The 18,268-nt window shown below is 72.3% G+C and carries 17 protein-coding genes; 9 read left to right on the top strand and 8 right to left on the bottom strand.

Annotation, left to right across the window (positions count from 1 at the left end):
* Positions 1 to 21: 21 nt before the first annotated feature.
* Both P8A18_RS29400 and P8A18_RS29405 read right to left on the bottom strand, forming a co-directional pair.
* Positions 22 to 1,680, bottom strand: coding sequence for an acyl-CoA dehydrogenase family protein (locus tag P8A18_RS29400; protein WP_306059389.1), 1,659 nt, complete (start codon positions 1,678 to 1,680; stop codon positions 22 to 24).
* A 35-nt stretch (positions 1,681 to 1,715) separates the two neighbouring features.
* Positions 1,716 to 2,336 (bottom strand): TetR/AcrR family transcriptional regulator, encoded by a 621-nt coding sequence (locus P8A18_RS29405; RefSeq protein ID WP_306059391.1) that lies wholly within the window; start codon positions 2,334 to 2,336, stop codon positions 1,716 to 1,718.
* A 153-nt stretch (positions 2,337 to 2,489) separates the two neighbouring features.
* On the opposite strand from P8A18_RS29405, the gene P8A18_RS29410 reads away from it, so the two are divergent.
* Positions 2,490 to 3,977, top strand: a complete 1,488-nt coding sequence (locus tag P8A18_RS29410) for an AlkA N-terminal domain-containing protein (protein WP_306059394.1) — start codon at positions 2,490 to 2,492, stop codon at positions 3,975 to 3,977.
* A complete protein-coding gene (locus tag P8A18_RS29415) occupies positions 3,974 to 4,474 on the top strand; it encodes a methylated-DNA--[protein]-cysteine S-methyltransferase (RefSeq protein WP_306059396.1) in 501 nt (166 codons plus the stop codon). The genes P8A18_RS29410 and P8A18_RS29415 overlap by 4 nt, the downstream gene beginning before the upstream one ends.
* A 77-nt stretch (positions 4,475 to 4,551) precedes the next feature.
* Here the strand turns inward: P8A18_RS29415 and P8A18_RS29420 are convergent, their stop codons facing one another.
* Positions 4,552 to 5,136, bottom strand: a complete 585-nt coding sequence (locus tag P8A18_RS29420) for a TMEM165/GDT1 family protein (RefSeq protein ID WP_306059398.1) — start codon at positions 5,134 to 5,136, stop codon at positions 4,552 to 4,554.
* A gap of 233 nt (positions 5,137 to 5,369) precedes the next feature.
* A complete protein-coding gene (locus P8A18_RS29425) occupies positions 5,370 to 6,296 on the bottom strand; it encodes an alpha/beta fold hydrolase (RefSeq protein WP_306059401.1) in 927 nt (308 codons plus the stop codon).
* A gap of 97 nt (positions 6,297 to 6,393) precedes the next feature.
* Here P8A18_RS29425 and P8A18_RS29430 point away from each other — a divergent pair, with 97 nt between their 5' ends.
* Positions 6,394 to 6,972 carry a CGNR zinc finger domain-containing protein gene (locus tag P8A18_RS29430; protein ID WP_306059403.1) on the top strand — a complete coding sequence of 193 codons (579 nt, stop codon included), beginning with the start codon at positions 6,394 to 6,396 and terminating at the stop codon, positions 6,970 to 6,972.
* An 88-nt stretch (positions 6,973 to 7,060) separates the two neighbouring features.
* Here the strand turns inward: P8A18_RS29430 and P8A18_RS29435 are convergent, their stop codons facing one another.
* On the bottom strand, positions 7,061 to 7,552 hold the full coding sequence (locus tag P8A18_RS29435) for an NUDIX domain-containing protein (RefSeq protein ID WP_306059405.1): 492 nt from the start codon (positions 7,550 to 7,552) through the stop codon (positions 7,061 to 7,063).
* A gap of 126 nt (positions 7,553 to 7,678) precedes the next feature.
* On the opposite strand from P8A18_RS29435, the gene P8A18_RS29440 reads away from it, so the two are divergent.
* The 6 genes from P8A18_RS29440 (at position 7,679) to P8A18_RS29465 (ending at position 13,891) form a co-directional block, all read left to right on the top strand.
* Positions 7,679 to 8,794: a glycerate kinase gene (locus P8A18_RS29440; protein ID WP_306061220.1), complete on the top strand. Its 1,116-nt coding sequence runs from the start codon at positions 7,679 to 7,681 to the stop codon at positions 8,792 to 8,794.
* 269 nt (positions 8,795 to 9,063) lie between these two features.
* Positions 9,064 to 9,864, top strand: coding sequence for an ABC transporter ATP-binding protein (locus P8A18_RS29445; protein ID WP_306059407.1), 801 nt, complete (start codon positions 9,064 to 9,066; stop codon positions 9,862 to 9,864).
* The gene (locus P8A18_RS29450; protein ID WP_306059409.1) at positions 9,861 to 10,661 is read left to right on the top strand and encodes an ABC transporter ATP-binding protein; all 801 of its coding nucleotides are present in this window, start codon (positions 9,861 to 9,863) and stop codon (positions 10,659 to 10,661) included. Before P8A18_RS29445 ends, P8A18_RS29450 begins: the two co-directional genes overlap by 4 nt.
* Positions 10,658 to 11,548, top strand: coding sequence for a branched-chain amino acid ABC transporter permease (locus tag P8A18_RS29455; protein ID WP_306059411.1), 891 nt, complete (start codon positions 10,658 to 10,660; stop codon positions 11,546 to 11,548). Before P8A18_RS29450 ends, P8A18_RS29455 begins: the two co-directional genes overlap by 4 nt.
* Entirely contained in the window at positions 11,541 to 12,641 is a 1,101-nt protein-coding gene (locus P8A18_RS29460) for a branched-chain amino acid ABC transporter permease (protein ID WP_306059413.1), read from the top strand. Before P8A18_RS29455 ends, P8A18_RS29460 begins: the two co-directional genes overlap by 8 nt.
* Positions 12,638 to 13,891 (top strand): ABC transporter substrate-binding protein, encoded by a 1,254-nt coding sequence (locus P8A18_RS29465; protein ID WP_306059415.1) that lies wholly within the window; start codon positions 12,638 to 12,640, stop codon positions 13,889 to 13,891. The genes P8A18_RS29460 and P8A18_RS29465 overlap by 4 nt, the downstream gene beginning before the upstream one ends.
* A gap of 76 nt (positions 13,892 to 13,967) precedes the next feature.
* On the opposite strand, the gene P8A18_RS29470 is transcribed toward P8A18_RS29465, so the two are convergent.
* From P8A18_RS29470 to P8A18_RS29480, 3 genes are all read right to left on the bottom strand, one after another.
* The gene (locus P8A18_RS29470) at positions 13,968 to 16,349 is read right to left on the bottom strand and encodes a discoidin domain-containing protein (RefSeq protein WP_306059417.1); all 2,382 of its coding nucleotides are present in this window, start codon (positions 16,347 to 16,349) and stop codon (positions 13,968 to 13,970) included.
* 283 nt (positions 16,350 to 16,632) lie between these two features.
* Positions 16,633 to 17,487 (bottom strand): CDP-diacylglycerol--serine O-phosphatidyltransferase, encoded by an 855-nt coding sequence (pssA, locus tag P8A18_RS29475; RefSeq protein ID WP_202454294.1) that lies wholly within the window; start codon positions 17,485 to 17,487, stop codon positions 16,633 to 16,635.
* Positions 17,474 to 18,121, bottom strand: coding sequence for a phosphatidylserine decarboxylase (locus tag P8A18_RS29480; RefSeq protein WP_018519860.1), 648 nt, complete (start codon positions 18,119 to 18,121; stop codon positions 17,474 to 17,476). The genes pssA and P8A18_RS29480 overlap by 14 nt, the downstream gene beginning before the upstream one ends.
* Between the last annotated feature and the right edge of the window lie 147 nt (positions 18,122 to 18,268).

Genomic DNA, 18,268 nt, shown 5'->3' on the forward strand with positions numbered 1-18,268 from the left:
ACGGGCGCTCCGCGCTCCCGGTCAGGCGGGCAGGCGCTCCAGCAGCCCGGTGAAGTCGGTGTCCGGTGCGAGGGTGCCGAAGGCGAGCCCCCGGTCACCGGCCAGCCGCGAGGCGCAGAACGCGTCCGCGACGGCCGCCGGCGCGTGCCGGACCAGCAGCGAGCCCTGGAGCACCAGCGCCGCCCGCTCGATGAGCCGGCGGGCCCGTAGCGGGGCGTCCTCGGTGAGCACCAGCTCACCGCGCAGCTCCTGCCAGGCCGTGTCGAGCCGGCGGTCCGCCCCCGAGGCGGCCTCGATCTCGGCCCGGAAGGCGTCGAGGGACTCCGGCTCGCGGGCCAGCGCCCGCAGCAGGTCCAGGGCGTTCACATTGCCCGACCCCTCCCAGATGCCGTTGAGCGGTGCCTCCCGGTACATCCGGGGCATCCCCGAGTCCTCGACGTACCCGTTGCCGCCGAGGCACTCCAGCGCCTCCGCCACGGCCACCGGCTGCCGCTTGCACACCCAGTACTTGGCCACGGCCGTCGCCAGCCGCAGGAACGCGCGTTCCCCGGCGTCGCCCCGCTGCGCCCGGTCGGCGGCACCGGCCAGCCGCAGCCCGAGCGTGGTGGCGGCCTCGGACTCCACCGCGAGGTCGCCGAGCACATTGCGCATCAGCGGCTGGCCGATCAGCGCGGCGCCGAACACCGAGCGGTGGCGGGCGTGGTGGGCCGCCTGGGCGAGCGCGGCCCGGATACCGGCGGCCGAGCCGAGCACGCAGTCCAGCCGCGTCATCGTCACCATGTCGATGATGGTGCGCACGCCCTTGCCCTCGGGGCCCACGAGCCAGGCCACGGTGTCGTCGAACTCGGGCTCGCCGCTGGCGTTGGAACGGTTGCCGAGCTTGTCCTTGAGCCGCTGGACGCGGAAGGTGTTGCGGCTGCCGTCGGGCAGGACACGCGGTACGAGGAAGCAGGAGAGCCCGCCCGGCGCCTGGGCGAGCACCAGGAAGAGGTCGTTCATGGGGGCGCTGGTGAACCACTTGTGCCCGCGCAGCCGCCAGGTCCCGTCCCCGGCCTCGGTGGCCGTCGTGGTGTTGGCGCGCACATCGGTGCCGCCCTGCTTCTCCGTCATGCCCATCCCGGCGAGCAGCCCCGCCTTGCCGGTGGGGGTGCGCAGGCCCGGCTCGTACATCCGGCTGGTGAGCAGCGGCTCGTACGTGGCGGCCAGCTCCGGGGCGCGTCGCAGGGCGGGGACGACGGCGTAGGTCATGGAGACCGGGCACAGGTGGCCCGCCTCCAGGGCCGACATCACCATGAAGCCGGCCGCCCGTGCCACATGCGCGCCGGGGCGCTCGTCGGCCCACGCGGCACCGGCCAGGCCGGCGCTCACCGAGGTGTCCATCAGGTGGTGGTAGGCGGGGTGGAAGTCGACCTCGTCCACGCGGTGGCCGAAGCGGTCGTGGGTGCGCAGCACGGGCTCGTTGAGGTTGGCCTGCTCGGCCCACTCCTGGGCCTGCGCACCGCCGACGAGCCGGCCCAGGCGGTGCAGGTCCTCGGTGTGCCACGCGGCCCCCTCGCGGCGCAGGCCCTCCAGCAGGACGGCGTCGTCGGCCACGTCGTGTCCGGTCAACGGCGGCGGCTGATTGGTCACTTCGTGGGTCTCGGCGGTCGGGTTGCTGTGCGGGGCGACGGTCGTCTGCACGGGAAACCTCCGGGTGGAAGGGGTACGCGAATCGGTCACGGGCGTGGAGTCGCGGGCGGGGCGCCGGCGCAGCGCAGGGCCATGGCGACGAGCTCGGTCAGGAGTGCTTCGGTGGCCCTCTCGTCACCGGCGCCGAGCGGGTCGACCAGGACCTCGCCGACCGCCCCGGTGAGCGCGGCCGCGGTGATCTCGCCGTTCTGCGCGGGCAGCAGGCCGTCCCCGATGCCCTCGTGGACGACCTCGGCGAACAGGGCCCGGTAGCGGCGCCGGTAGTCGAGGCGTTCCGCGCCGACCGCGGGATCGGCGGGGGCGGCGAGCAGCGCGTAGGCCAGTCCGCGGTTCTCCAGCGCGCGCCGGGCGAAGACCTCGACGCCCCTGGCGAGCCGCTCGACCGGGGTGCCCGGTTCGCGCAGCACCTCGCCCAGCACCTCCACCTCGCGTCCGGCGGCGCGCCGGAACACCTCGACGGCCAGCGCCGTCTTGGACGCGAAGTGCTGGTAGACGGAGCCGGCCGCGATGCCGGCCGCGTCGGCGACGGCGGTCACGGACGCCTGCGACCAGCCCACCTCCGTGACCACCGAGGTGGCGCGGGCGACGAGATGCTCCCTGGCGGCTTCGAGACGGCTGATCTCGGCCGGTGTCTTGCGGTAGGCCATGAAAGAAGTGAACCACCATTCAGATGTTCGCGCCATGGTCCCGCCGCGGTCCGTGCCCTCGGATCCGGCCGGGGCGCGTACAGGCCCAGGCAGCCGGACGCCCATGTCGGATTTCCGCCAGCCCAGGCCCCGCCCATGGACCATGCTTGAACCATGCACACCGACACCGAGCGCTGCGTCCGGGCGGTCCGGTCCAAGGACGCCCGCTTCGACGGCTGGTTCTTCACGGCCGTCCTGACCACTCGGATCTACTGCCGCCCGAGCTGCCCCGTCGTGCCGCCCAAGGCCGAGAACATGACGTTCTACCCCAGTGCGGCCGCCTGTCAGCAGGCAGGGTTCCGGGCCTGCAAGCGGTGCCGGCCCGACACCAGCCCGGGGTCGCCCGAGTGGAACGCGCGGGCCGACTCCGTGGCACGGGCGATGCGGCTGATCCGGGACGGCGTCGTCGACCGGGAAGGCGTACCGGGGCTCGCCGCCCGGCTCGGGTACTCGGCCCGGCAGATCGAACGCCAGCTCCTCGCCGAGCTGGGCGCGGGCCCGCTCGCACTGGCGCGGGCGCAGCGGGCGCAGACCGCGCGGGTGCTGATCGAGACGACCGGGCTGCCCATGGCCGAGGTGGCCTTCGCCGCCGGGTTCGCCTCCGTCCGCACCTTCAACGAGACCGTCCGCGAGGTCTTCGCCCTCGCCCCGGGGGAGCTGCGCAGCCGGGCCGCCCGGTCGCTGCGGGCGCCCGCCACCCCCGGCGTCATCGAGCTGCGGCTTCCCTACCGGGCCCCGCTCAACCCCGGCAACCTCTTCGGCCATCTCGCCGCGACCGCCGTCCCGGGCGTCGAGGAGTGGCGTGCCGGGGCCTACCGGCGCACCCTCGCCCTGCCGCACGGCCACGGCACCGTCGCCCTCGCCCCGCGCCCCGACCACATCGCCTGCCGCCTCTCGCTCACCGACCCGCGCGACCTGACCCTCGCCATCAGCCGGTGCCGCTGGCTCCTCGACCTCGACGCCGACCCGGTCGCCGTGGACGAGCAGCTGTGCGCCGACCCCCTGCTCGCCCCGCTGGTCGGCGCGGCTCCGGGCCGCCGGGTGCCGAGGACCGTGGACGGCGCTGAGTTCGCCGTACGGGCCGTGCTCGGCCAGCAGGTGTCCACGGCCGCCGCCCGCACCCACGCCGCCCGGCTGGTCACCGCCCACGGCACGCCCGTGGACGACCCGGAGGGCGGACTCACCCACCTCTTCCCGGACCCGGCGGCCCTGGCCGGCCTCGACCCCGAGCGACTGGCCCTGCCACGCAGCCGCCGCCGCACGCTGACCACTCTCGTCGGGGCCCTGGCGGACGGTTCGCTGCGCCTCGGCCCCGACTCCGACTGGGAGCGGGCGCGGGCCGAGCTGGCCGCGCTGCCCGGATTCGGGCCCTGGACCGTCGAGGTCATCGCGATGCGCGCGCTCGGTGACCCGGACGCGTTCCTGCCGACGGACCTCGGCATCAGGCGGGCCGCCCAGCACCTCGGCCTGCCCTCCACACCGGCCGCCCTCACCGCCCGCGCGGCCGGCTGGCGCCCCTGGCGCGCGTACGCCGTCCAGTACCTGTGGACGGTGGACGACCACCCCATCAACCACCTCCCCGCCCAAGGAAGCCCCTCATGACCCGGCAGCACACCGTGGCCGACAGCCCCTACGGCCCGCTGACCCTCGTCGCCACCGACGGCGTCCTCGCCGGCCTCTACATGACCGGCCAGCGCCACCGGCCCCCCGAGGAGACCTTCGGGGACCCGGACCCACGCCCCTTCACCGAGGCGATCCGCCAGCTCGACGCCTACTTCGCCGGCACCCTCAGCGAGTTCGACCTGCCGCTGCGCCTGGACGGCACGCCGTTCCAGCGCAGCGTCTGGGAGCAGCTGCGGCTCATCCCGTACGGCGAGACCCGTACGTACGGGGAACTCGCCGAGAACCTCGGCAAACCCGGCGCCTCCCGGGCGGTCGGCCTGGCCAACGGCAAGAACCCGGTCGGCATCATCGTCCCCTGCCACCGCGTGATCGGGGCATCGGGCGGTCTCACCGGCTACGGCGGCGGCCTGGACCGCAAGCAACGGCTGCTGGCCTTCGAGAACGGCACGGAGGAGACCACCCCGGCCCTGTTCTGAGCCCCGCGCGCACGGCGAAGGGCCCCGCGCCAGGAGCGCGGAGCCCTTCGTACGGCCGACCCGTTCCCGGTCTCCCGTCAGCCGGTGAAGATCTCGACGACCGTCCAGATCGCGAGCCCCGCCATGCACAGCCCGCCGATGCGCTGAACGGTCTTCAGCGGTACGCGCTTGGCGATGAACCGGCCCGCGAGCAGCGCCAGCGCCGATACGGACATCAGGGCCGCGGCGGCGCCGATCGCGACGGACCAGGCGCCGTTGCTCGCCGCCAGGTTGGCGGTGGTGATCTGCGTGAGGTCACCCCACTCGCTGATGAACACCGCCATGAACGCCGTCGAGTACACCGGCCAGAACCCGGTCACCGTCTTCGGGCCCGCGTCGTCGTCCTCGTCGCCCGCGTCCGCCCGCAGCAGCATGAAGGCGCCGAAGGCGAAGAGGGAGGCCGAGACCAGTTTGACGATCCAGTCGGGCAGCAGACCGATCAGCCCGCCCGCCCCCACCGCGATGGCGACATGGACGATGAACGCGGACGACGTGCCGAACCAGACGTACAGCGGACGCATCCGCGTGCCCATGGCCAGCGACGCGAACATCGTCTTGTCCGGGAGTTCGGCGAGGAAGATCAGCCCGAAAGCGGTGATGATCGCCAAGAGGTCGAGATGCATTCCGGGTGGCTTTCTGTACGAGCCGGGCCCCGGATCTTCCGCGAAGTGCCGCTCGGGCGTTTCGGAGGACCACTCGGCCCGGCATGACGGCACCGCCCACGGGGTGTGGGCGTGTCATACCTGACCGAAGGTCTCGCCCACCCGTGAACCACGAGCCCGGCCACCGGGAACCCGGAGGTTCCAGTGTGTCGACGACCGGTTTGCAGGGCTACTCCCCTTCGCAGCCGTCTACATTACCGCACCCGGGCAATGTCGCGGTCGGCCGGCCATACGCGGTCCAGGAAGCCGGCGATCAGCGGGGCGATCCGCGGCAGCCGGTCCTCCAGGGCGAAGTGCCCGGTGTCGAAGAGGTGCAGTTCGGCGTCCGGGAGGTCCCGCAGATAGGCGCGCGCACCGGGCTCGGGGAAGAACATGTCGCCGGTGCCCCAGACGACGAGCGCCGGCGGGGTGTGCGTGCGCAGCCAGTCCTGCCACCGCGGATAGAGCGCGACATTGGAGTGGTAGTCGAACGCGAGGTCGAGCTGCGGCCGGGTACGGCCCGGCAGGTCGAGGAAGTGCTGGTCCAGGGTCCAGCCGTCGGGCGCGACCAGCTCGGGATCGGCGGTGCCGCCCTCGTACTGGGCGCGGGTCGCGGACGGCGTCAGCAGCGACCGTACGGTGTCGGCGGCGCCGGGCTCCTCCGGGCGCAGCGCGATGAACGCGCGAGCCTGCTCCGACAGCCCCTCCTCGTAGGCGTTGGCGTTCTGGACGACCAGCCCGGCGATCCACTCCGGGTGGCGGGTGGCGAGCCGGAATCCGACCGGTGCGCCGAAGTCGAAGACGTACATCACGAAGCGGGACAGCCCGATCCGGCGGACGAAGCCCTCGGTGATATCGGCGAGCCGGTCGAAGGTGTACGTGAACGGCCCGCCCTCGGTGGAGGAGGCGGGGGCGTCGCTGTGGCCGAAGCCGGGGTAGTCCGGGGCGATCAGGCGGTAGTGCGAGCCGAGGGCGTCCATCAGCCGGCGGAACTGGTGCGAGGCGGACGGGAAGCCGTGCAGCAACAGCAACACCGGGGCGTCCCCCGGCGGTCCGGCGGGGACCGATTCGCGGTAGAAGACACGGACGCCGTCGACCTCGACGTGCCGGTGGCGGATCTGGGGAACGGTGTGGAGCGCCATGTTCACATGCCTCCTGGGCGACTTGATGCATTAGCTCTGGGGCAGTTCTACGGCGAGGACTACTAATGTGTCAAGGTGCTGAGTTAGCATTAGGCACATGAATGGTTCCGAGCCCATGACCGGCGAGCCGCTCGCCCTGGACCTGCTGAACACGCTTCCGTACACGGCGCAGGGCGCACCGACCGACCATCTGGCCGACGCGGCGGGCCTGCGGGCCTGGCTGGCGCTGGAGGGGGAACGGCTGCCCGCCGCCGGAGCCGGGGCGGTGGAGCCGGACGACGCCGCGGCGGTGCGCGAGGTCCGGGCGTATGCCGCGGCCGCCGTCGCGGCGGTCCGGCGCGGCGAGCGCCCGCCCGCCTCCGCCCTGCGCGGACTCAACGACGCACAGCTCGCCGCCCCCGCCGTCCGATACGCCACCTGGGACGGCGACGCGGTCGTGGTCGAGGACCGCCGTCCGGGCACCCTGGGGTCACGGGTGGCCGCCGCGCTCGCCGCGGAGGTGGCCGGCCTGCTCGCGGACCCGGACATCCGCAAGGTCCGGGAGTGCGAGGCGGACGACTGCACGATGCTGTTCCTGCCGGCCCACCCACGCCGCCGCTGGTGCTCGGCCGCACGCTGCGGCAACCGCGCACGGGTGGCCCGCTACTACCAGCGCCACAAGGGCGAGGACACGTAATCAGCGCCGCGCGAGCAGGAACGCCTGCGGGGTCCGCTCCGGCGGGTGTGCGGACCGTACCGGCGGCCACCGACCGTGGGCGCGGTCCTCAGCCGACGCGGTGGCCGTCCTCCAGTTCCACCGGGCCCGCGCCAGACTTCAGCGCACCCAGCGCCGCGTGGATGCGGCGCCCGCGTGCACCCGGCAGGTAGCGGTCCAGCTCCGCCGGCTCCACCAGCTTCCACGACAGCAGCTCCGACTCCTGGAGCCGGACCGCCTTCAGCTGGTCCTCGTCCAGGACCCCGCCGTCGTACACATAGGCCACGATCGGCGGCCGGTCGCTGCCGCGTGCCCAGTCGACCGCGAGGAGGCGGCCCGGCTCCACATCGAGCCCGATCTCCTCCAGCGACTCGCGCCGCGCACCCTGCCGCGGGCTCTCGCCGTCCGCCGACTCGACCGTGCCGCCGGGCAGCGTCCAGTGCTCCCGGTAGTTCGGTTCGACGATCAGGACCCGTCCCGAGGCGTCGCGGAAGACGCAGGCCGCGCCCACGAGGACCTTGGGAAGACCGGCGATGTACGTGGCGTAGTCATGAGTGGTCACGCGGGCAGCCTAGGCGCAGTTTGATCGATCAGACCATGGGCACGGGGCGGGTGCTGCGGATAGGGTCGGGGCGGCGCGACTGCCTGTTCGAAAGCAAAGGGAATCAAGGTGACGGACGGAGCAGTGATGGAGACCGCACGCGTGCTCGTCGCGGCGGACAAGTTCAAGGGCTCGCTCACGGCCGTGCAGGTCGCCGAGCGGGTGACGGCCGGGCTGCGGCGCGTCGTCCCTGACGTGCGGGTGGAGACCCTGCCCGTGGCGGACGGCGGCGACGGCACGGTGGCGGCGGCGGTGGCCGCCGGGTTCGAACGCCGCGAGGCACGCGTGACCGGGCCGCTGGGGGAGCCCGTGACCGCCGCGTACGCCGTGCGCGGCACCACAGCGGTGGTCGAGATGGCCGAGGCGTCGGGCCTCCAGCACCTGCCCGACGGCGTGTTCGCGCCGCTCACGGCCACCACGTACGGCTCCGGGGAACTGCTGCTCGCCGCGGCGGAGGCGGGGGCCCGGACCATCGTGTTCGGGGTCGGCGGCAGCGCGACCACGGACGGCGGCGCCGGCATGCTGGCCGCCCTCGGCGCGCGCTTCCTCGACGCGGACGGCAAGCCGGTCGGGCCGGGCGGCGGCGGCCTCGCCGATCTCGCCGAGGCCGACCTCTCCGGGCTCGACCCCCGGCTGAAGGGGATCGACCTGATCCTTGCCAGCGACGTCGACAACCCGCTGACCGGCCCGAAGGGCGCACCCGAGGTCTACGGACGCCAGAAGGGCGCCACCGAGGCGGACATCGCGGTGCTCGACGCGGCGCTCGCCCACTACGCCTCCCTGCTGGGGCCGGAACAGGCCCAGCAGCCGGGCGCCGGGGCGGCGGGCGGCATCGGGTACGGGGCGCTCGTCGCACTCGGTGCGCGGTTCCGGCCCGGGATCGAGGTCATGCTCGACGTCCTCGGCTTCGCGCCCGCGCTGGAGCGGGCCACCCTCGTCATCACCGGCGAGGGCTCCCTCGACGCCCAGACCCTCCACGGCAAGGCCCCGGCCGGCGTCGCCGCCGCCGCGCGCGCGGCGGGCATCGACGTCGTCGCGGTCTGCGGCCGCCTGGCCCTGGCGCCGGAGGCGCTGGGGCATGCGGGCATCCGCCGGGCGTACGCCCTGACGGAGCTGGAGCCGGATCCGGCGGTGTGCATGGCCGAGGCGGGACCGCTGCTGGAACGCGTCGCGGAGTCGATCGCGCGGGACTTCCTGCGCTGAGGCGCTCCCGGGGCCGTTTCAGTCCCTCCGGCGACTGAGGAGCGGGGGTCCCGGGGCGGAGCCCCCGGTTACGGGAAGGGGCGGGCAGGGGACAAGCGGCCGCAGGCGCCCCGCCCGCCCCCCTCCGCAACCCCGCCCCTGTGCGCCCGCACAACCCCACCCCCACCCTCACGGGGCACCCGCAGCGTCTCGCCCGCCGCCCATGGACGCCCCCCTCCTCCCCCTGCTGGTCTGTGGCCCCACACAGGCACGCGGAAGGAGGAGGACGCATGGCAACGCTCGAGATCCGCGCACTGTCCGTGGCCTACGGCCCCGTACGCTCCCTGCGCGACGTCTCCCTCGATGTGCCGGACGGCGCGATCACCGCCGTACTCGGCGGCAACGGGGCCGGGAAGACCACACTGCTGCGGGCCGTATCGCGGACCCTCGGCTTCCATCGCGGGACGGGCACCGGAACCGTCCGGTTCGACGGGCAGCCCCTGGACGGGCTGCGCCCCGACCGGGTGGTGGCCGCCGGAGTGGTCCAGGTACCCGAGGGGCGCCAGGTGTTCGCCCGGATGACGGTGGCCGACAATCTGCGGGCGGGCGCCCTCGGGGCACCCGGCGGCCGCAGGGCGGCGGCCGACGCGCTCGCGCGCGTGCACGAGCTGTTCCCGGTGCTCGCCCGGCGCGCCCACCAGAGCGCCGGGCTGCTGTCCGGCGGCGAGCAGCAGATGCTGGCCATGGGACGCGCCCTGATGGCCCGGCCCAGACTGCTCCTGCTGGACGAGCCCTCCCTCGGGCTCGCCCCGCTGATGGCGCAGCGCATCGCCGAGACGGTGCGGGAGATCAACGCGTCCGGCACCTCCGTCCTGCTGGTCGAGCAGAACGCGTCGATCGCGCTTCGGCTCGCGTCCACGGCGTACGTACTGGAGGTCGGCGAGGTCACCCTGGAGGGGCCGGCCGCTGAACTGGCCGCCTCCGACGAGGTGCGCCGCCGCTATCTGGGCGTCGTCGACGAGACGGCGGCCGAGGACGCGGACCGGGCCGCGACCGCGTCCGTCCGCACCCTGAGCAGGTGGTCCGCGTGACCGCCACCGCCACCGACGCCCGCGAAACCGCACCCCCCGCCCTCGCCGTCCACGACGTCACCGTCCGCTTCGCCGGGCTCACCGCCCTCGACGGCGTCTCGTTCACCGTGGAGCCGGGCAGCGTGCACGCCGTCATCGGCCCCAACGGGGCGGGCAAGTCCACCACGTTCAACGTGCTGTCCGGGGTCTACCGGGCGGCCTCCGGGAGCGTCCGCCTCGGGACGGCCGAGCTCACCGGGCGCGCCCCGCACGAGATCGCCGCGCTCGGCGTCGCCCGCACCTTCCAGAACCTCGCGCTGCCCCCGCACGCCACCGTCGCCGACACCCTCATGCTGGGCCGGCACCGGCTGACCCGGGCCGGCTTCCTCGCCAGTGGACTGGGGCTGCCGTCCGCGAAGCGCGAGACCGCCGCCCATCGCGAACGGGTCCGCGAGATCGCCGGGTTCATCGGGCTGGAGAAGGAACTGGGACGGCCCGCCGGGGCGCTCCCGTACGGGCAGCAGAAGCTGGTCGAGCTGGGCCGGGCGCTGTGCATGGAGCCCCAAGTGCTCCTTCTGGACGAGCCCGTCGCCGGGATGACCGCCGACGAACGGCGCCGCACCGCGGCGATCGTGGCCGGGGTCCGCGACGGCCTCGGCATCTCGATCGTGCTCGTCGAACACGACATGGGGGTGGTGATGCGGCTCGCGGACGCCGTGACCGTACTCGACTTCGGACGCAGGATCGCCGGCGGCACCCCCGCCGAGGTCCAGAACGACCCGGCCGTCGTCCAGGCCTACTTGGGGGCACCGCAATGACCACCTTCATCGAACTCCTCCTCGGCGGCCTGTCCATCGGTTCGGTCTACGCCCTGATCGCGCTCGGCTTCGTCGTCATCTTCAAGGCCACCGAGGTCGTCAACTTCGCCCACGCCTCACTGCTGCTGGCCGGCGGCTACGTCACCGCCGTGCTCCACGACCACATCGGCTTCTGGCCCGCCCTCGCTGTCGGCATCGCGGGCGCGGCCGTCGTCGGCGCGGCCGTGGAGTTCCTGGTGATGCGCCGCTACCGGGGCAGCGACCACAGCGTCCTGGCCATCGTCACCATCGGCGTCGACATCCTGCTCACCACCGAGCTCACCCGCCGCATGGGGACGGAGGTCCTCTCGCTCGGCGACCCCTGGGGCGACCGGGTCCTCACCATCGGCGACGTCACGATCGCCCAGACCCGGGTCGCCGCGTTCGTCGCCGCCGCCCTCCTCATCACCGTCTTCCTGCTCGCCTTCCGCTTCACCTCCTGGGGCGTGTCGATGCGCGCCGCCGCCGAGAACCCGCAGACCGCGGCGCTGATGGGGGTCAGGCTGGGCCGGGTCTCGCTCGCCGCCTGGGCGGTCGCCGGGGCGCTCGCCGCCGTCGCCGCGCTCTTCCTCACCGTCTTCCCCACCCCCGGCCTGGAACGGGCCACCTCGCTCGCCGCGCTCAAGGCGTTCCCCGCTGCGATCCTCGGCGGACTCGACTCGACGACCGGCGCCCTGGCCGGCGGACTGATCGTCGGCGTCACCGAGTCGCTCGCCACCGGCTACCAGAGCGACCTGTCGTTCCTCGGCCGGGGCATCGGCGACCTCGCCCCCTACCTGGTGATGGTGATCGTGCTGCTCCTGCGGCCCGCGGGACTCTTCGGTACGAAGGAGCTCGCCCGTGTCTGAGACCACGACCACACCGCCCGCCGCCGTCATCGGCCTCGCCGCCCGGCTGCGCCGGCCCCGCACCTGGCTGTGGGCGGCCGGTTCGGTGCTGCTGCTCGCCCTCCCGTTCTACCTGGACCGCTTCTGGCTCCAGGCCGGGCTGTTCGCGATGGCCGCCGCGATCGGCGCCATCGGGCTCAACCTGCTCACCGGAGCCACCGGCCAGCTCTCCATGGGCCACGCGTTCTTCCTCGCGGTGGGCGCGTACGGCTACTGCGTCCTGGCGGGGGAGAGCGGTACGGAGAACGGGCACGCGCTGACCGGGCTCGGCCTGCCCAGCTGGCTCGCGGCCGTCCTCGCCGTCCTCCTCGCCGGAGCCGCCGGCGGGCTGTTCAGCCCCATCGCGAGCCGGCTGCGCGGCGCCTACCTCGGCATCGCGACGCTGGCGCTGATCTTCATCGGCCAGCACGTCCTGTTCAACGCCGGTTCCCTCACCGGGGGCTACAACGGCCGTTCCGTACCCCCGCTCTCGCTCTTCGGCTTCACCTTCGACGACACGGAGGTGCTGGTCGCCGCGGTGCCCTTCCAGTCCTCCGAGAAGCTCTGGTACGCGGCGCTGGCCGCGCTGCTCCTGAGCGGCCTGTTCGCGCGCGGGGTGCTGCGCGGCCGGCCGGGACGGGCGCTGAACGCGATCAGGGACCACCGGATCGCGGCCGGGGTGATGGGCGTACCGGTGGCCCGCTACCGGGCGGGCGTCTTCGTCCTGTCCTCGATGTACGCGGGACTGGCGGGCGTCCTGCTGGCGCTCGTCTTCCAGCGGACGGTTCCCGAGTACTTCGGCATGGTCCTGTCCCTCGAATACCTCGCCATGATCGTCATCGGCGGGCTCGGCACCGTGGCGGGAGCGGTCGTCGGCGCCGCCTTCGTCTCCCTGCTGCCACAGCTGCTCACCCGCTACAGCGACTCCCTGCCCCTGGTCTCCGCCCCCGGCACCGGCGGTCTGGCACCGGGCGAGGCGTCGCGCTACCTGTACGGCGCCGCGGTGGTCGCGGCGGTCCTGTTCCTGCCAGGCGGCCTGACACGCCCGATGAAGAACTCAGGGGAGAACAAATGAAACTGCGTGTGCTCGGGGCCGTGTGCGCGGCCCTCGCCCTCACCCTCGTGGGGTGCAGCGAGAAGGCCAAGTCCTCCGACGCGGGAGACGGTGGTGGCAAGGGCGGGGTGAAGACCGGCGAGGGCGTCACCGACTCGGTGATCCGGCTCGGCGCGCTCACCGACATGACCGGCGTCTACGCCTCACTCGGCAAGAGCGTCACCCAGGCCCAGCAGCTCTGGGTCAAGCAGACCAACGCCGCGGGCGGCATCTGCGACCGGAAGATCGAACTCACCGTCCGCGACCACGGCTACGACCCGCAGAAGGCCGTCGCCGGATACACCGAGCTGGAACCGAAGGTGCTGGGCTTCGTCCAGTTCATCGGCTCCCCGTTCGTGGCGGCGGTCGAGCAGCGCATCGACGGCCAGGACAAGGGGCTCGTCCTGCCGCAGGCCTGGTCGGCGAATCTGGTCGGCAGCAAGTACATCAGGGTCATCGGCGCCACGTACGACGTCGAGACGATCAACGCGATCGACTACCTGCTGGCCGAGAAGCGCATCGCCAAGGGCGACCGGATCGGCCATGTGTACTTCGAGGGCGACTACGGCGAGAACGCCCTGGCCGGTTCGAAGTACGCGGCGAAGCAGGCCGGCCTCACCGTCGTCGAGCAGAAGATCAAGCCCACCGACAACGACATGACCGCCCAGGTCTCCGCCCTCAAGCAGGCCGGTGTGAAGGCCGTCGTCGTCAGCGCGGGCCCGCGCCAGGCCGCCTCGCTGGTCGGGGTAGCCGCCGCCACCGGCCTCAAGGTGCCGGTCATCGGCAACAACTCGGCCTATGCCCCGCAGCTGCTGGCGACCCAGGCGGGCCCGGCCCTGATGAAGGACTACTACGTCGCCGCCTCCACCCTCCCGATCGGCGACCCGGGCGCCGGCCCGGCGAAGCTGTCCAAGGAGTACGCCGCCGCGTACCCCAAGGACGGCCTCGACAACGGCGTCATCGCCGGTTACACGGCCGCGGACCTGTACGGCGACGCGCTGAAGAAGGCCTGCGCGGCGAAGGACCTCACCCGCGAGGGCATCGACAAGGCCCTGCTGACCATCACGGACTTCGGTGGCGACTTCGGGGTGTCGCACGACTTCTCGGACCCGGCGGCGCCGTCCACCCGGGAGAGCGTGATCATGAAGCCGGACGACGGGACCCCCGGCGGTCTGAAGGTGGTCCGGCCCGCCCAGGCGGCTGCCGCTGCCGAGTCCTTCACCGTCAAGTAGCTCCTTCACCTCTTTGGCAACGGCCGGCGGGCGGCACGCGCGATGCGCGCCGCCCGCCGGTTCTCCGTGTGCCGGGTCAGCTGGTGTAGGCCTCCAGTTCCGAGAGCTGCGCGGCCGGCCAGCCGGTGTTGGCGGTGAACGTCAGCCGCAGATAGCGGGCCGACGTGCCGGGCAGGGTGACGGTCGCCTGATTACCGCTCGACGGGTCGAAGGTGTAGCCCGCCGACGCCTTGAGCGAGCTGTACGTGGTGTTGTCGGTGCTGCCCGACACGCTCAGCGTCTGCGTGCGGGTGGCCCAGGCGGCCGCCGGGGGCAGCTTCAGGACCAGCCGCTTGACCGTCTTGGCGGCGCCGAGGTCCACCGTGATGGTCTGCGGGAAGGCGTTGTTGGCGCTCTCCCAGTAGGTGTCCGCGTTGCCGTCGACCGCGTTGGACGCGCCGTACACGTCCGCGTGGCCGGACTCGGTGACCTGACGGCCCTGGGCGAGGTTGCCCGTCTCGGCCGGCGGGTCGGTGGGGTCAGTCGGATCGGTGGGGTCGGTCGGGTCGGTCGGGTCCGTGGGGTCCGTCGGGCCGGTGCCGCCGCCCGGCACTCCGCCGTTGGTCCACACCGGGTCCGGCCAGGTGCCGGTGCAGGCCGGCGGGTCGGCGTACCAGCCGGAGTTCCCCGAGCCCCGGGTGATCTGGAAACCGCTGCCGACACAGTTGTGGATCGGGTTGGACTGCGCGATGTGCGTGGCCACGACATTGTTGAACGTGGCGGTGCCCGGCGCCTGGATCTGGAGCGCGTAGGTGCCCGCGCCGTCGATCCTGATGTTGTCGAAGTGCAGGCCGTTGGCGGAGCCCTCGATGAGGTGGATCGCGGCGTAGGAACTGTCGAGTATCTCGGTGTCGGAGATGTTGACCGTGGCGTTGATCGGTTCGTTCAGCCCGCTGAACCAGATCGCGCCGACCCCGAAGTTCCAGTTGTAGTCGCTGTTCCCGGTCCGGATCAGGGTGTTGCGGGCCGCCGTGGTGGTGCCGGAGACGGCCGTGCCCTGGCCGGAGTTCACACCGGGGTAGCGGTTGGCGATGTGCAGGCCGCCGCCGTTGGAGATGGTGTCCGACATGACGTTGTCGGAGATGGTGATGTCCTTGCCGCCGTACGTGACGATGTTGTTGGCGAGGATCGGCAGGATCACGGTGTTGAACGTGAACTTGTTCTTCACGTTCGGGATGTTCTCCGCCCACATCGCCAGGCCGTCGTCACCGGTGTTGCGGACGAAGGTGTTGGTGACCGTGGAGTTGGTGACGCCGTAGTGGAAGTTCACGCCGTCGGCGGTCTGGTCCAGGATGCGGCTGTTCTTGATGGTGAAGTTGTCCATCGGGCCGTCCATCCAGGCGCCGCACTTGGTGTGCTGCATCCAGACGTTGTCGACGGTCGAGTCCGACAGGGCCCCGCCGATGGCGTTGACCTGGTCGTTGTCCTCCCGCTCCTGGATGTCGCCGATGATGGCGAAGTCCTTGAGCGTGACGTTGCTGCTGCCACCGTCCGCGGCGTACCTGCCGTAGACGCCGACGGCCTTGCTCCGGTTCGACGGGTCGCGCCCGGTCAGCACGGAGTACCAGGGACCGGCGCCGCGCAGGGTCACCTTGTCCACGATGATGTGGTCGCGGACCTGGAAGGTGCCCTGGGGGATGTACACCTCCTTGCCCTGCGCCTTGCCCGCGTCGACGGCCGCCTGGATCTTGGCGGTCGAGTCGGCGGCCCCGGTCGGGTCGGCCCCGAAGTCGGCGACGACGTCGAGGGCGCCCGAGGGCTTCGCGGTGGGCGCCGCCACCTGCTCGAAGTCCGCCAGGTCGATCGTGAAGGACGGTGAGGCCGAGGTGGACGAGACCTGGAGCCGGACCTTCGTGCCGGCCGCGAGGGTGGACCCGAACATGGTCCGGGCCTCGTCGTAGAAGTGGTGCGGGTTGGTGTCGCCCGGGTTGTTGTTGAACGGGTAGCCGCCGTAGTACCAGCCGTACTTCGAGGTGACCGGCACCGCCTTGGGCGAGCCGCCGTTCACCAGTACGTCGATCGAGGCGTCCCGGCCCGTGCCGGCGGCGTTGTCCGGCAGCGAGTACCGGAAGGACATTGCGTTGGCCGGTGCGGTGAGCGTGAACTCCACGTACTCACCGACCGCGTCCAGCGTCACCGCCTGCCGGCCCGAGGCCTCGGAGGGCAGCGTGCCGTAGAGGCGGTTCGGGCCGATCAGCGTGCCGTTGGTGGCCGCGTACTCGGCCTCCTGTTCCGTGAACGGGACGGTCGCGCCGCGGCCGGTAACCGCGAGCGGCGAAGGGGCGGGCACACCGGCCGCCTGGGCGGCGGGCGCGCTGGACAGAACCACGGCGGCGGCGGTGCCGAACGCGGCGAGTGCCAGGGAGAGCGAGGCGGATACGGACCGTCTGAGCAGGGGGCGTCTGGGTGGTGAAGTCACGTCGAAGTCGTCCTTGCGGCTCGTGGGGCTCTGCGGACGTCCCACAGGCTAGGAGCACCGTCGCAAGGAAGTCCACGGCGCTGCGCAAGAATTCGTTCTGAGAGCTAAAATTAATGACGTAAACCTGGGAAGAATGCGGACTGTGCGGGGGTTACGGGTGAATCCCCGGCTCTCCCGGTCCGAGGCGCGCAAGCCGCTTACGGCTCGGCGGGGCTCCTGGACCCCGCATGCGCGAGGGCCCGGACGCCTGTCGGCATCCGGGCCCTCGTGATGTACGGCGGGGCTACGGCAGCTGCGCCGCCCGTGCCTCGCGCCGGTTGCCGCGGAAGGTGTTCACGCGGCGGGCGGTCGCGAAGAGCGGGATGACCGCGCCCAGGACCACCTGGAGCGCACAGCCGGTCTGCAGGAGCAGCTGGCCGCCGGGGGCGTCGAACGCCCACGCCGCCAGGAGCCCCATCGCGGCCACGATCCAGCCGAGCATCGCCACCGCGAGGACGCCCCGCGGCTTCGGGTACTCGACCCGGCTGACCATCAGCCACGCCACACCGATGATCGCGAGCAGCGTGGGCACGAAGGGCAGCTCCAGGAGCACGATCGAGATGACCGTGAGCGCTCCGAAGGGGCTGGGCATGCCCTGGAACATGCCGTCCTTCATGGTCACGCAGGAGAACCGCGCAAGCCTGAGCACCACCGCCAGCAGCACCACGATCGCCGCGAGTGCCGAGACCCGCTGGTGTGCGTCGTCCGCGACCATGCCGTACACGAGGACGAAGTACGCCGGGGCGAGCCCGAAGCTGATGAGGTCCGAGAGGTTGTCCAGCTCGGCGCCCATCGGCGAGGAACGCAGCTTGCGGGCCACGAGCCCGTCGAACAGGTCGAAGACCGCTGCCATGAGCATGAGGATCACGGCGGTGGCCGCGGAGTGCCGCGCCATGCCGCTCTCGTCGCTGCCCGTGAGGTGCGGGATCAGGATGCCCGTGGTCGTGAAGTACACGGCCATGAAGCCGCACGTGGCGTTACCGAGGGTGAGGGTGTCCGCTATCGACAGCCGCATCGAGAGCGGCATGTCCTCGGCGTCGTCCTCCGCCTCGGCCTCCGGCACCCAGCCGGCCTGTGTATCGGGATCAATCACGGTCAATGCGAGTCACCCCTGCGGTTGTGGCCTGGCCGACCTCGACCGCGACGTCCACACCTTCCGGAAGGTAGATGTCGACGCGCGAGCCGAAACGGATCAGCCCGATGCGCTCGCCCTGCTCCACCTTCGTGCCCTGCGGGATGTAGGGGACGATGCGCCGGGCTACAGCACCCGCGATCTGCACCATCTCGATGTCACCCAGTTCGGTGTCGAAGTGCCAGACAACGCGCTCGTTGTTCTCGCTCTCCTTGTTGAACGCGGGGACGAAGCCACCGGGCACGTGCTCGACCGACGTCACCGTGCCGGCCAGCGGCGCGCGGTTGACGTGGACGTTCAGCGGGCTCATGAAGATCGCGACGCGGGTACGTCCGTCCTTCCACGGCATGATGCTCTGCACCACGCCGTCGGCCGGTGAGATGACGCGCCCCCCGGTGATCTCTCGCTCCGGGTCGCGGAAGAACCAGAGCATGCCCGCCGCGAGCGCGGTGGTGGGCACGGCCACGGCCGCCCAGCGCCCGGACCGGCGGGCGCGGGTCAGGCTGAGGGCGGCGGTGGCGACGGTCGGCAGGAGCCACGGCGAAGCTCCGCGTGCGATGCGGACCCGGCCGCGTGAGGCAGAGGTATGGCTGTCGGGCATGGATGACCTTCGTAGCGGATGAGGCCGCGCTGGCAAACGGGGGACGGCGGCTTTTCCGGCGATGTTATCGGTTGCTGGCCGCAACTGGGCAAGCCAGCAGCCGAGTCGGACGTCTGGAAGGCACCGGTTGAGGATGACAGGGTGTGA

Origin of the sequence: Streptomyces sp. Mut1 (assembly GCF_030719295.1) — a bacterium.
In the GTDB taxonomy this organism is placed as follows: Bacteria; Actinomycetota; Actinomycetes; order Streptomycetales; family Streptomycetaceae; genus Streptomyces; species Streptomyces castrisilvae.